The 12,228-nt window shown below is 58.5% G+C and carries 13 protein-coding genes; 5 read left to right on the top strand and 8 right to left on the bottom strand.

Annotated elements, in window-relative coordinates:
* The first annotated feature begins 146 nt into the window (after positions 1-146).
* On the top strand, positions 147-1,274 hold the full coding sequence (locus FFS64_RS21800) for a sensor histidine kinase KdpD (RefSeq protein ID WP_137807123.1): 1,128 nt from the start codon (positions 147-149) through the stop codon (positions 1,272-1,274).
* A 99-nt stretch (positions 1,275-1,373) separates the two neighbouring features.
* Here FFS64_RS21800 and FFS64_RS21795 read toward each other — a convergent pair whose 3' ends face one another.
* Together FFS64_RS21795 and FFS64_RS21790 are read right to left on the bottom strand one after the other, a co-directional pair.
* Positions 1,374-1,679, bottom strand: a complete 306-nt coding sequence (locus FFS64_RS21795; RefSeq protein ID WP_137807122.1) for a chaperone modulator CbpM — start codon at positions 1,677-1,679, stop codon at positions 1,374-1,376.
* Between the two features lie 23 nt (positions 1,680-1,702).
* Complete coding sequence (locus tag FFS64_RS21790) at positions 1,703-2,647, bottom strand: DnaJ C-terminal domain-containing protein (RefSeq protein WP_137807121.1); 945 nt, start codon at positions 2,645-2,647, stop codon at positions 1,703-1,705.
* A gap of 295 nt (positions 2,648-2,942) precedes the next feature.
* Here FFS64_RS21790 and FFS64_RS21785 point away from each other — a divergent pair, with 295 nt between their 5' ends.
* Entirely contained in the window at positions 2,943-4,208 is a 1,266-nt protein-coding gene (locus FFS64_RS21785; protein WP_137807120.1) for an Hsp70 family protein, read from the top strand.
* 100 nt (positions 4,209-4,308) lie between these two features.
* Here FFS64_RS21785 and FFS64_RS21780 read toward each other — a convergent pair whose 3' ends face one another.
* From FFS64_RS21780 to FFS64_RS21765, 3 genes are all read right to left on the bottom strand, one after another.
* Complete coding sequence (locus tag FFS64_RS21780; RefSeq protein WP_137807119.1) at positions 4,309-5,322, bottom strand: AI-2E family transporter; 1,014 nt, start codon at positions 5,320-5,322, stop codon at positions 4,309-4,311.
* A gap of 236 nt (positions 5,323-5,558) precedes the next feature.
* Complete coding sequence (locus FFS64_RS21770) at positions 5,559-5,867, bottom strand: PsiF family protein (RefSeq protein WP_137807117.1); 309 nt, start codon at positions 5,865-5,867, stop codon at positions 5,559-5,561.
* A gap of 64 nt (positions 5,868-5,931) precedes the next feature.
* A complete protein-coding gene (locus tag FFS64_RS21765) occupies positions 5,932-6,726 on the bottom strand; it encodes a helix-turn-helix transcriptional regulator (protein ID WP_137807116.1) in 795 nt (264 codons plus the stop codon).
* Positions 6,727-6,822: 96 nt separating this feature from the next.
* Between FFS64_RS21765 and FFS64_RS21760 the strand changes: the two genes are divergently transcribed.
* Entirely contained in the window at positions 6,823-7,710 is an 888-nt protein-coding gene (locus FFS64_RS21760; RefSeq protein ID WP_137807115.1) for a DMT family transporter, read from the top strand.
* A gap of 89 nt (positions 7,711-7,799) precedes the next feature.
* Here the strand turns inward: FFS64_RS21760 and FFS64_RS21755 are convergent, their stop codons facing one another.
* The 3 genes from FFS64_RS21755 to FFS64_RS21745 form a co-directional block, all read right to left on the bottom strand.
* Complete coding sequence (locus FFS64_RS21755; RefSeq protein ID WP_137807114.1) at positions 7,800-8,690, bottom strand: triacylglycerol lipase; 891 nt, start codon at positions 8,688-8,690, stop codon at positions 7,800-7,802.
* Positions 8,691-8,810: 120 nt separating this feature from the next.
* Positions 8,811-9,116, bottom strand: a complete 306-nt coding sequence (locus FFS64_RS21750) for a multidrug efflux SMR transporter (protein WP_137807113.1) — start codon at positions 9,114-9,116, stop codon at positions 8,811-8,813.
* Positions 9,117-9,755 carry an FMN-dependent NADH-azoreductase gene (locus FFS64_RS21745; RefSeq protein ID WP_137807112.1) on the bottom strand — a complete coding sequence of 213 codons (639 nt, stop codon included), beginning with the start codon at positions 9,753-9,755 and terminating at the stop codon, positions 9,117-9,119.
* 92 nt (positions 9,756-9,847) lie between these two features.
* On the opposite strand from FFS64_RS21745, the gene FFS64_RS21740 reads away from it, so the two are divergent.
* Entirely contained in the window at positions 9,848-10,780 is a 933-nt protein-coding gene (locus tag FFS64_RS21740; RefSeq protein WP_372242180.1) for a LysR substrate-binding domain-containing protein, read from the top strand.
* A 221-nt stretch (positions 10,781-11,001) separates the two neighbouring features.
* Positions 11,002-11,769 (top strand): hypothetical protein, encoded by a 768-nt coding sequence (locus FFS64_RS21735; RefSeq protein ID WP_137807110.1) that lies wholly within the window; start codon positions 11,002-11,004, stop codon positions 11,767-11,769.
* Positions 11,770-12,228: the final 459 nt, after the last annotated feature.

Below are 12,228 nucleotides of genomic sequence, written 5' to 3'. Positions count from 1 at the left end.
TATTCATGCCCCGGCAAGGAATGGGTATACATCTGTACCACCCCTGAAGCGGCTGTTTGTGCATCCGCCCTGCGGCGGGTTTACAGCGGGCCCAAAGGGGCTACTATTTCGACACACCTCGCCTCCACATGCTCAGGACTGCGGCCATGCGATTATCCGATTTCATCAAGCAAGAGGCGGACCGCATCGTCGATGAATGGGAACAGTTCGCCAAAACCATCACTCCCGCGGCCGAACATTTGGATCGGGTGGCCCTGCGCGACCACGCCAAGGCCATTTTACTGGCGGCCGCACGGGACATGATCAAGCCCCAAAGTGCCAGCGAGCAGATGGCCAAAGCCAAGGGTGAAGGCCCGGAGAAAACCCCGAGCCTGGATGAAGCCGGCGCCAGCCATGGCGAGCTGCGGCATACCGTGGGGTTCGACCTGGTCCAGATGAGCAGCGAATTCCGACACCTGCGTGCCTGTGTGATCCGCCTGTGGGTCGACAGCCTGGAATCACCGGATATGGCGTACTTCCAGGACATGATCCGTTTCAACGAAGCCATCGACGAAGCCCTCGCCGAATCCACCGCCGCCTATGCCGAACAGGTCAATCGTTCGCGGGATATCTTCCTGGCGATTCTGGGCCATGACCTGCGCGCGCCCTTGCAAGCGGTGAGCATGTCCACCGAATTGCTGATGCGCAAAACACGGCTGGAAGGCGATGCACTGGCCTGCGCCAACAACATCAAGCGCGGCACGCGGCACATGGCGACGATGGTCAATGATTTGCTGGAACTGGTGCGCAGCCGCCTGGGAAAAAGCCTGCCGATAGACCCGGCGCCCACGGACCTGGCTGCCGTGACGCAGGAGGCAATAGCTCAAGCCTGCGCGGGAAACCCGGAGTGCGATCCAACGTTGAAAGTAGCGGGGAATATGCAAGGCGTCTGGGATGCCACGCGGCTGAGTCAGTTACTGCAAAATCTTATCGGCAACGCCTTGCAGCATGGTTCGACCAAAGGTGATGTAACAGTGACGCTCACCGGCGAACCCGACACCGTTCACCTCGCGGTGCACAACTACGGCGCACCGATTGCCGAGAAGGACATCGGTACGATCTTCGATCCACTGGTGCGTAGCGTTGACGAAGAACTGGGCCACCCGTCCACCAGCCTCGGTCTGGGTTTATTCATCGTCAAGGAAGTGGTGGATGCGCACGGTGGGACGGTCGGGGTCAGTTCGAACGAAACAGATGGAACGCTGTTTACCGTGGTGCTGCCGAGAAAGGTATGACGCTTGGCGAGCAGGCTCGCCCCCATATTTGATTGGTGTCGTTCACAAAATCCCTGCTCGCGAAGAGGCCTGTCAGGCGGCCTGAAAGCATCAGACCGGTCACTCCACCACCAGCCGCCCCAACCGTTGCTTGAGCATCCGGTTCTCCGCCCGCAACTGCCGGACCTCTTCAAGCAGGTCCAGCGCCAGTGCGACGCCTTCCCAGTCCAGTTCCAGATCATGGCGCAGCTTGGCGGCGCGTTTGGCCAGGGTCAGCTCGTAATCGGTGAAGCGCCAGTCCTTGGGTGCGGCGCCCTGAGGTTCGAGGATGCCGTGTTCGACGATTTCGATCACGTAGACGTCCGACAGGTTGGTCGCCTCACAGAATTCCGCCAGGTCCAATTGAACGATCAGGGGGTTGCTCATGACGGGCTACTCCATGTCTGGGATCAGAAATGTTCTCTGGGGTCGAACGCGGCTTTCTTCGCCAGTTCCTGCCACAAGGCCTTGATGTCATCGTCGGACTTTTTCGGCATGACAGCCTTCAGTTGCACGAACAGGTAGCCCCGCTCGCCCGACTTGTTCAGCAAGCCGTGGCCCTTGGCGCGCATGCGCTGGCCGTTCTGGCTGCCGGCCGGGACCTTGAGGTTGATCTTGCCGGTCAGGGTCGGCACCGCGACTTCAATGCCCAACGCCAGCTCCCACGGTGCCAGCGGCAGCGTGATGATCAGGTTTTCGCCTTCGACGTCGAATTTCGGGTGCGGCGCAAAACGAATCGTCAGGTACAAATCGCCGTTGGCGCCACCGCCGACGCCCGGTGCGCCCTGGCCCTTGAGGCGGATGCGCTCGCCGTCGGTCACGCCGGCGGGGATTTTCACGTTCAGACTTTTAGGGGTGTTGCTGACGTGCTGGCCGGCCGCGTTGTACTGCGGCACCTGGAAAGTGACCTTCTTCGATTCATTCGACAGGGTTTCTTCGAGGAAAACCCCAAGTTCCATTTCCACGTCCTGCCCTCGACGCCCGGTGCTGCGACGCGACTGGCCACCGCCACCAAAGCCGGGGCCACGGTTGCCGAAGATCGAACTGAAGAAGTCGGAGAAATCGCCAGAGTCCTGGCCTCCACCGAAACCGCCACGGCTCTGCCAGCCCGGTGGCCCCTGGAATGGCTGACCGTGCTGGCCATAGCGGCGCAGGTCGTCGTATTCGGCGCGCTTGTCGGCGCTTTTCAACGCTTCATAGGCTTCAGACGCGTCCTTGAACCTGGATTCGGCGTCCTTTTCCTTGCTGACGTCGGGGTGGTATTTGCGCGCCAGCTTGCGATAGGCGGCCTTGATCGCCTTGTCGTCCGCCGTCGGCTCCACACCTAGAATCTTGTAATAGTCTTTGAAGTCCATCGCGGGAATCACCATCCGTTATCGAAGTCGCGCCACCTGCCACAGCATGCGCTTGATTGCAGCGCAGGGGTTGACCAATCTCAAGGTTGTGACCGGGCAGCGCATCAGAAGTTTATCGGCAGCATACGGGGCGACTTGCGCTCGCCCAGGGCTGTCCGGTTGATGCAGGGTAGTTTGGGGGTGATGGCGCGTCTTTCAAGCGGTGAACGGCAAGATTTAGCGGATAACGGGCCTTCGATTCTGTGCCGCACTGGCATACACTGCGCGGCCGTTTTTTAACCGGAACTCGAAAGACATGAAAAACGCATCTCCAGCCCGTGCCGTGGGCATCGACTTTGGCACGTCCAACTCCACCGTCGGCTGGCTGCGCCCCGGCATGGATACGCTGATCGCGCTGGAGGACGACAAGATCACCCTGCCCTCGGTGGTCTTCTTCAACCTGGAAGAACGCCGCCCGGTATACGGCCGGCTGGCGCTGCACGAGTACCTGGAAGGCTACGAAGGCCGCCTGATGCGCTCGCTCAAGAGCTTGCTGGGTTCCAAGCTGATCAAGCATGACACCAGCGTCCTGGGCACGGCGATGCCGTTCAAGGACCTGCTCGGACTGTTTATCGGTCAACTCAAGAGCCGCGCCGAAGCCGCCGCCGGTCGGGAATTCGAAGAAGTGGTGCTGGGCCGTCCGGTGTTCTTTGTCGACGATGATCCGATGGCCGACAAGGAAGCCGAAGACACCCTGGTGGATGTGGCGCGCAAGATCGGATTCAAGGAAGTCTCGTTCCAGTTCGAACCGATTGCGGCTGCTTTCGACTACGAGTCGACCATCGAGAAAGAAGAGCTGGTGCTGATCGTCGACATCGGCGGCGGTACGTCCGACTTTTCGCTGGTGCGCCTGTCGCCCGAGCGTCGGGGTGTGGATAACCGTCACGAAGACATTCTGGCCACCGGCGGCGTGCATATCGGCGGGACCGATTTCGACAAGCAACTGAGCCTGCAAGGCCTGATGCCGCTGTTCGGCTATGGCAGCCGGATGAAGAGCGGTGCCTACATGCCCACCAGCCACCACATGAACCTGGCGACCTGGCACACCATCAACTCGGTGTATTCGCAGAAGTCGCAACTGGCGTTGGGCAGCATGCGCTACGACATCGAAGACACCGGAGGCATCGATCGCCTGTTCAAGCTGATCGAACAGCGCGCCGGGCACTGGCTGGCCATGCTGACGGAAGAAACCAAGATCGAATTAACGTACTCCGACAGCCGCCTCGTCCCCCTGGATCGCATCGAAGCCGGTTTGAGCGTGGAGCTGACCCGTGCGCTGTTCGAATCGGCCATCGACAATCTGCTGGAGCGCGTGCGCAACAGCGTGAGCCAGTTGCTGGCCGATGCCAACGTGCAGGTCGGTCAGGTGGACACGGTGTTCTTCACGGGTGGTTCGAGCGGGATTCCAGCGTTGCGCAACAGCATCTCGGCCATGCTGCCGAATGCGCGGCATGTGGAAGGGAACATCTTTGGCAGCATCGGTAGTGGTTTGGCGATTGAAGCCGCCAAGCGCTATGGCTGAGAAGCAGCTGCAAGCTGCAAGTTTCAAGTAAGAACAAAGAGCAGACCAGGCTCGCTCTTGTTTTTACTTGCGGCTTGAAGCTTGTAGCTTGCTGCTGCTTCTAGACCATCCCCACCTGTTTCAACTCGCTCTTCAGGTACGCGTAATAAATCGGCCCCGCCACCACCCCCGGCAGGCCGAACGCGGCTTCGAACACCAGCATCGCCAACAGCAACTCCCACGACTTGGCACTGATCTGCCCGCCGACGATACGCGCGTTGAGAAAGTATTCCAGCTTGTGGATCACGATCAGGTAACCCAGCGCCGCCACGGCCACCCAGATCGACAGTGACAGGCCAACGATGGTGATCAGGGTGTTCGACATCAAGTTGCCGATTACCGGCAACAGGCCGAGCAGGAAGGTCAGAACGATCAGGGTCTTGGTCAGCGGCAGCTTGATGCCGAGCATCGGCAGCACGACGGCGAGGAAGATCCCGGTGAAGAAGGTGTTGAGCAGGGAAATCTTGATCTGCGCGAACACGATGTTGCGAAAGGCCTGGACCAGCAGGTGCAGACGATCGAACAACGCGGCGGCCAAAGGCTTGCGCTTGGTCAGGTCCGGCACGCGCTGCAAGGCGATGATCGCGCCGAGTACCATGCCGATCAGCAGCGTCACGAACATGTGCGCTGCGTCCTTGCCTACCAGCTGCAAGTCACTGAGGTGTTTACTGATCCACTCGCCAATCGCCACACGAAACTCGGCGGCACTGGCCGGGAGGTAGGCATCGATGAAGGGTGGCAGTTGCCCGCGAGCGCGGTCGACCACGCCCATGAACTTGTCGAGAGAAGCGCCGGGGTTTTCCGCCTCGTGCAGCAGAAAGCTGAAGGCGCCGGCAAAGATCAGCGCCAGGACACTGACAATCAAAGTCCCTAACAATGCCACCGCGAGCCAGCGCGCACGCCGACCTTCGATCAGCCGTTGCAACTGCGGAGTGAGCATGTTGACCAGCTCGAACACCAGCAACCCGGCCAACAGACTGGGCAACAACCGCAATGGAATCACCAGCAGCAACCCGCCGAAAATGATGACCCAGCTGATGACCAGCAACACTTGACGCTGAGAAAACGTTGGCATACAGCCTCAAAACGAACGGCGTAAAAGGATTGGCAGTCTGCCAGCGATCCGGTGTCAGCACTAGGGATTGTGTGCAGCGACCTTGGTCGGAATCTCAGCGCACCTTCTGGCCTCATCGCGGGCAAGCCCGCTCCCACAGGGTCTCTGCCAATCCCGTAATCCATGAACAACCGAATACTTGTGGGAGCGGGCTTGCCCGCGATGAGGCCGTCGCGCTCACTACAAGTTTCCAATGTTTATTTTTTCTTCAGGCACTCACTCATGAACGCCTTGCGCGCATCGCCCTTGAGGGCCTTGGTCGCCGCGTCGGCATTGCAGGTTTTCATTTTCTCTTGCTGCGGAGTCAGGGCTTTACCGGCGTCGTTGGCTGCCGGTGCCGCCTTGAGGCAATTGCTCATGAAGGCCTTGCGCTCCTCGCCCTTGAGGCTTTTTGCGGTAGCGTCGGCGTTGCAGGTGGTCATCTTGTTCTGTTGTTCAGTGGCGGCGAAGCCCTGGGAGCAGAGTAGCAAACCGATCATCAACAAAGGGGCACGCAACATCTTCATGGAGTTTTCTCCTTGTTGCCGCACCGGGGGGAACGGCCTCGCAGTGCAGTGTAGACAACAGCTGTTACACCTTCCTGCTCTCCAAATAGCTGCGTCGATACTGCTCCGGCGTGCATCCGGCATGGCGCTGGAACATCGCAATGAACGCCGAACCGGTGCTGTAGCCCATGTCGAAGGCGACCTCCTGAATGCTGCGATGACTGTCCAGCGCCTCGATGGCGGTGAGAAACCGCAGACGCTGGCGCCACTCGCCGAAGCTCATGCCCAACTCGCGGACAAACTGCCGCGCCAGGGTGCGCTCGCTCACATGAATGTGCGCGGCCCAATCCGCCAGTGGCCGGTTATCGCCAGGCTCTTTCTGCAAGGCTTCGAGAATGCCAAGCAGCCCGACGCTGCTGGCATAAGGCAAATAGCACTCATGCACCGGCGCCTGTTGCAGTTGATCCACCAACACCTGGGCCAGGCGCTGATCCGCGTCCCGCTCGGGAATCTTCACATCCCGGGCGGCGAAATCCTTGAGGATGGCCTTGAGGATGTCGCTGATGGCCAGGGTGCAGGCTTGCGGCGGCAAGTCGCGGCATAGGGTCGGCGCCAGGCAAACTGCACGGTAATTGATCGGCTGGTTGCTGTAGAAGCTGTGCTCGGTTTCGGGTGGCACCCACACGGCGTATTGCGGCGGTGACATGAAACGGCTACCGCCAATTTCCATGTGCAGCACACCATGGGCTGAATACTCCAGCGTGCCCCACGGATGCCGGTGCGCTAAAGCGAAGCGGTGCGCATCGAAATCGGCGTAGCGGAAGTACACCGGGGCAGGCAGTTCGCTGAAATCCAGCAGGTCGATGTGTTGACTGGTCATGCTGTCCGGAATCAGGGGTGGGTTGTCTGGATCGAAGTATAGGCTTGTATCCGGACAGAGGATAATTGCCACTCATTAACGTTCTGGTTTTTCCCGATGCAATACGCTTATCCCCTGCTGGCCATTTTTATCTGGGCCGGCAACACCGTGATCACGAAAATGTCTGCCGGGGCGATCTTCCCCGCGGAGATCGGTTTTTACCGCTGGCTGCTCGCCGGACTGCTGTTCACACCCTTCATGCTCAAACCGGTGATCGCCCACTGGCCGGTCATCCGCCCACACCTGGGCAAGATTTTCATTCTCGGCGTGCTTGGCATGGCGGTCTATCAGAGCCTGGCGTACTTCGCCGCGGCCCTGACCACGGCCACCAACATGGGCATCATCCTGTCCCTGATGCCGTTGATGTCGCTGGCCATGGCGATCATCAGCCTCGGCCAGCGCCTGACCGCAGGCGCACTGGCGGGTGCAGTGCTGTCGTTCGCCGGGGTCTTGGTGGTGGTCTCCTCCGGCAGCCTCGACGTGCTGTTGGAGCACGGAGTAAACCTGGGTGACGCGATGATGCTGGTCGCCACGCTGGCCTATGCGGTGTACAGCACGCTGCTGAAGAAATGGCAGCTGAAGTTGCCGCCGCTGGTGTTGCTGTATTTGCAGGTGCTGGTGGCGGTGGTGGTGCTGTTTCCATTGTTCCTGGTCTCACCGAAAACCGGCCTGACCCTGCAGAACACTCCACTGGTGCTGTACGCCTGCTTGCTGGCTTCGATGCTGGCGCCGCTGGCGTGGATGCAGGCCGTGGTGCGTCTGGGGCCGAGCCGGACCACGCTGTTTTTCAATTTGCTGCCGGTGATGACTGCCTTGATTGCGGCGGTGGTGCTGCGCGAGCAATTGGCGATGTATCACCTGGTGGGCGGGATGTTGACCTTGGGTGGGGTGATTCTTTCCGAGCGCTGGACCACGGTATTAGGGCGCAAAGTCAGCGTCGTCTGACCTGGCCTCTTCGCGAGCAGGCTCACTCCCACAAGGGAATGTATTTCAAATGTAGGAGTGAGCCTGCTCGCGAAGAACGATAACTCGGTCTAAAGCCCTGCTGCTTCAAGTCTCGCCGCATGTTCGACAAACAACCTCACCGGCTCGGCCCCCTTCCCCACCAAGCCCAACGACTGATTGACGATGTCGAAGTGGTCCAGCGGGTACTCATCGCCAATCACCGTTCCCAGATGCGAGCTGTAGCGTCCGACCATCCCGTCGCAATACCCGGCCTCGCGCACGAAGGTTCTGGCAAACAACCGGCAACTGCGATTGGTGCCATCAAGCAGGTTGAGCCCGCGATTGGTCTTGCCCGGCTGCAAGGTGCCGGACCAGGAGTAATAACGTACGCCGTTGACCTCTTCCGGCCCCTGTCCGCCCCAGGTCTCGGGCAGCCCCTGTGGATAACGCTGATTGAACAGCGCCACGCCTTCGGTGGTGAGTGAGTGGTGGGACGCGTGGATATCCACAGGCAGTTTCGGTCCGCGATACCCGGTTTCCAGCAGGCTCATCAACGCGCCGATCAGACGCAGCAAAAAACTCAGCAACCGGCCACGGGCACTGTCATGAGGATAATGTTTATGCAGGTAATCGGCGAGTTCAGAACCATGGTTCGGCCCCGCAACCGACGTCACCGACGCCACCCTGTCCGGCCGCTTGGCGGCAGCGTACCGGGCCGTCAGCGCCCCCTGGCTATGGCCTATCAAATTGACCTTCTCGGCCCCGGTTTCACGCAAAATCTCTTCTATCCGCGCCAGCAACTGCTCACCGCGCACTTCGTTGGAGTTGAGCGGCGAGACCTGCACCGCAAACACCACTGCACCGCCCTGGCGCAGCGCGGAAATGATCCCGTACCAGTACGGATACAGCAGCAACCGCACAAACCCGAGCATTCCCGGAACCAGCACCAACGGATAGCGCGGGGCGAAACCTTGCGACATGGGCAGACATCCTTGTGGTCGAGGCTTGTGAGTGAGCGTTGAAGCAAGGCGGGATGCAAGACATCCGCCAAGCTAAGCCAGCGAACATGACAACTCGACGACCAGTTTAAGACATCCACCCTACTTCAACCCCACTACCCCCGCCACGATCAGCCCGACCGAGAGCAACTTGACCACGGTCAGGCTTTCGCCCAGCAACGCAAACCCGAGAAATACCGTGCCCAACGAACCGATGGCAGTCCAGATCGGGTAAGCGATGCTCACCGGCAACTCGCGCATGGCCAGCGTCAGGAAGTACACCCCGCCCACTGCGGCCACCACGGTGATCAATGATGGCCACAGTCGGGTGAAGCCCTCGGCGTACTTCATGCCCATGGCGAAGGTGACCTCGAACCCGGCGGCGATCAGCAAGTACAGCCAGGCCATCTAGAACTCCCTGGCCAGCGCCAGCAGTCGCTGTTCGGCCTCGGCGGCGGAAACCTCGAAGGTGCGCGCCTCGGACTCTTCGCCCTCGGCGGCGACCACCGTGACATCGGTGATGCCGATAAAACCCAGTGCCGTTCGCAGCAAGGGATCGGCGTGATTCATGGCTTCCAGTTCGCCACCCGGACCAAAACCGAACCCACCGCGGCTGGTGATGATCAGTGCTTTTTTGCCCTGCACCAGCGGTTCGTATTGGGCGATGCCGTTGTCGAGCGTGTGATTGAAGGTCAACCCAAGCCGCACGATCTGATCGATCCAGGCCTTCAAGCCGCTGGGCACGCTGAAGTTGTGCATCGGCGTGGAAATCACCAGTAAGTCATGGTCCAGCAACTCGCCGACCAGTTCATCGCTGAACGCCAGGTCGGCCTGCATCGACAGCGGTCGAGCCTCGGGCTCGGGGTAAAACGCTGCCGCAACGAACGCTTCATTGACCGGCGGAATCAACGCGCGGCCAACCTCGCGGCGGGTCAGCTGTGCGTGGGGATTACGCGCCTGCCAGGCTGACAAAAACACTTCGGCCAAACGCCGGGAGTGCGAGCGCTCACCACGTGGACTGGCATGAATAGCAAGAATTTTACTCATCTGAGTCTCCTGGGGACTAAACTGAAACTGCTTGTGGCTTGCAGCTTCAAGCTTGTAGCTGCCCCTGTTCAACTGAACAAAAATCAGTCTGGATGAATCCATTTCATCCATGGAGCATTCAAATGTTTGCCTCGCTACCGCTGACCGCCCTGCGCGCCTTCGAATCCGCTTCACGCCTGCTGAGCTTCAAGGCCGCCGCCGAAGAACTGTCGGTGACCCCGACGGCGGTGTCCCATCAGATTCGCTCGCTGGAGACGTGGCTCGGCGTGCCGTTGTTTGAGCGCCTGCCACGTCAGGTACGCCTGACCGACTGCGGTGAACGGCTGTTTCACAGCCTGCATGGCGCGTTTCTGGAAGTGGCGCAAAGCGTCGACACCCTGCGCCCGCAACGCAGCGGAACGAGCCTGACAATCTCCACCACCGCCGCTTTCGCGGCCCTGTGGCTGGTGCCACGCCTGGGTCGCTTTTACGCCCGCCATCCAAACATCAGCTTGCGCCTCGATACCCATTGCGAAGTCATCGATCTGCATCAGGACGCCAGCGTCGACCTCGTGGTTCGCTACAGCCTTGATGACTATCCGAACCTGTATGGGTTGTGCCTGTTCGACGAATCCTTCGGCGTCTATGGCTCACCTGAACAAGTGAGCCTGGCCACCACTTGCACGCCAACGCTGATCAGCGTGCGCTGGCACAACTCCAAGCTCTATGCCCACGGCTGGGAGGCCTGGTGCGCACAGGCTAGCGAGACCTGGCTGACCGACCAGCCCGCCGTGCGCGAATACGACGAAGAGCATTACGCCCTGCAAGCGGCGATCGCCGGGCAAGGTCTGGTGCTGGCGAGCAATATTCTGGTGTCCGAAAGCGTTGCCAACGGTGTGCTGTTGCCCTATCGGGGCGACGTGCAGGTGGATGGCGCGGGTTACAGCGCACTGTGTGTGCCGGGTCGTGAGCGGCATCCGCCGGTTCGGGCTTTTTTTGCGTGGCTGCGTGAGGAGGCTTTGGTGTCAGGGCAGACTTTGCGCTGATCACTTCAGGCAAAACAACTGAAACTCAATATAAGAGAATAAAATCCTCCACTATTAACCAACCACTGAAATAACTTAAATCATTAAGAACGCAATAAGACACCAAGCATCACACTTATATTTGAAGTTACAAACCCCGCATGGACTTTTTCCGGCATGAAATTACTCTAACAACCACAACCAAGCGGTTGCTTAAACAATCAAGTAAAGGAATAACCTTCATGCATCTTGAACAACGACTCGAGTTCATCGACGACCTGCCAGCATTATCCCTCATCACAATGCCACGGACATTCTCTGGCGTTTCCGAGAACCAGCCACCCCACGACATCAACAAACCAACCGCCAGCGTAATGCCCGGTACAATCGATGCGTTTCTTCCAGGCGTTTCGCAACAAATCATCGACGACGTCAATCTTTGCAAATTAGTAATGCAGACTGACGCAGACAGACTGTACCCGGAAGAAGCTCAGCTATTTGAATGGTACAAACACTACGTTAACGGTTTGAAAAAACTGGGCTGGGTCATTCAAAACAAAGACATTCAAGAGACCACCATCCGCAGAGTTGGCTTGACGATGGACCAGGTTGCCTTGGAAGTAGCCAAAGGCTTGATTGGTGCAAATGGCGCTGAAATTCTCGGAAACGTTGGCAAACAAGCCGTAGAAGCTGTGCAGAAAAATCCTCAGGCTATCGAAATCTTCAACCGGGGAGCTAAACTCGGCACCCAGGCCAAATTCGACATCGCCCCCGTGTGGGTCGATAACAACGGGCAAGCCAACATGGTCCTGAACTGCATTTCCCTGGATGCAAGGGAAAGCACCCGTGGCATCTTGTTCTGGAAATCTACAAGGCAATCCACCGCCCTGAAAACCGGCGCCGTACGCACATACCTGGACAATAGAATTTTCTCCACCATTCGCGAACTGATATATAAAAAATTCAGCAGCCACGCCGAAAAGTTCATTGAAGGACTTCCCGACTTTTAATTTCCATTAACATTTGAATCGGCAAAAACTGCCGATTCAAATTTAAAACCCGAGAACCCGCCATTATGGATACACCTAGTTCTGACATTTACCTGATCAACGGTAACATAACAATTTTTTGTGGCTCACACGCCGAAGACTTCAAAAAAGACATTTTGACCTCCAGCCTGCTCGCTGAACTCACAACCGCTTCAAAGCAGCCACGCAATCCAAACTTGTTGTGGTCCGGCTATGTAGACATTGTCAGCAAAATAGGTTGGATCACAAAAAGCCGAGAGTTCAAGCGCGACGAATTTTGCACTACAAGCCTTTTGAAAATCGTTGCATCCAATGCAGGGAATCCCCTGGAGAAAGAGGAAAAACAGATCTTACTCAACGCGTTTTCGTACTTAAAAAATCGCCGACACAATCGCCGGTTATCACAACCATTCTCGATAAACTTCGGACCAACACTTTCAT

The sequence above is a fragment of the Pseudomonas sp. G(2018) genome (assembly GCF_005502415.1).
GTDB lineage: Bacteria > Pseudomonadota > Gammaproteobacteria > Pseudomonadales > Pseudomonadaceae > Aquipseudomonas.
Note: the sequence above shows the minus strand (reverse complement) of the source record. Positions and strands in the feature narration are given on the sequence as shown.

What these genes read in the sequence shown, in the direction of transcription:
- FFS64_RS21740 (WP_372242180.1), top strand. Translation starts at nt 9,848, where the DNA reads ATGAATCCATTTCATCCATGGAGCATTCAAATGTTTGCCTCGCTACCG.
- FFS64_RS21750 (WP_137807113.1), bottom strand. Translation starts at nt 9,116, where the DNA reads ATGGCCTGGCTGTACTTGCTGATCGCCGCCGGGTTCGAGGTCACCTTC.
- FFS64_RS21780 (WP_137807119.1), bottom strand. Translation starts at nt 5,322, where the DNA reads ATGCCAACGTTTTCTCAGCGTCAAGTGTTGCTGGTCATCAGCTGGGTC.
- FFS64_RS21745 (WP_137807112.1), bottom strand. Translation starts at nt 9,755, where the DNA reads ATGAGTAAAATTCTTGCTATTCATGCCAGTCCACGTGGTGAGCGCTCG.
- FFS64_RS21755 (WP_137807114.1), bottom strand. Translation starts at nt 8,690, where the DNA reads ATGTCGCAAGGTTTCGCCCCGCGCTATCCGTTGGTGCTGGTTCCGGGA.
- FFS64_RS21785 (WP_137807120.1), top strand. Translation starts at nt 2,943, where the DNA reads ATGAAAAACGCATCTCCAGCCCGTGCCGTGGGCATCGACTTTGGCACG.
- FFS64_RS21770 (WP_137807117.1), bottom strand. Translation starts at nt 5,867, where the DNA reads ATGAAGATGTTGCGTGCCCCTTTGTTGATGATCGGTTTGCTACTCTGC.
- FFS64_RS21795 (WP_137807122.1), bottom strand. Translation starts at nt 1,679, where the DNA reads ATGAGCAACCCCCTGATCGTTCAATTGGACCTGGCGGAATTCTGTGAG.
- FFS64_RS21760 (WP_137807115.1), top strand. Translation starts at nt 6,823, where the DNA reads ATGCAATACGCTTATCCCCTGCTGGCCATTTTTATCTGGGCCGGCAAC.
- FFS64_RS21735 (WP_137807110.1), top strand. Translation starts at nt 11,002, where the DNA reads ATGCATCTTGAACAACGACTCGAGTTCATCGACGACCTGCCAGCATTA.
- FFS64_RS21765 (WP_137807116.1), bottom strand. Translation starts at nt 6,726, where the DNA reads ATGACCAGTCAACACATCGACCTGCTGGATTTCAGCGAACTGCCTGCC.
- FFS64_RS21790 (WP_137807121.1), bottom strand. Translation starts at nt 2,647, where the DNA reads ATGGACTTCAAAGACTATTACAAGATTCTAGGTGTGGAGCCGACGGCG.
- FFS64_RS21800 (WP_137807123.1), top strand. Translation starts at nt 147, where the DNA reads ATGCGATTATCCGATTTCATCAAGCAAGAGGCGGACCGCATCGTCGAT.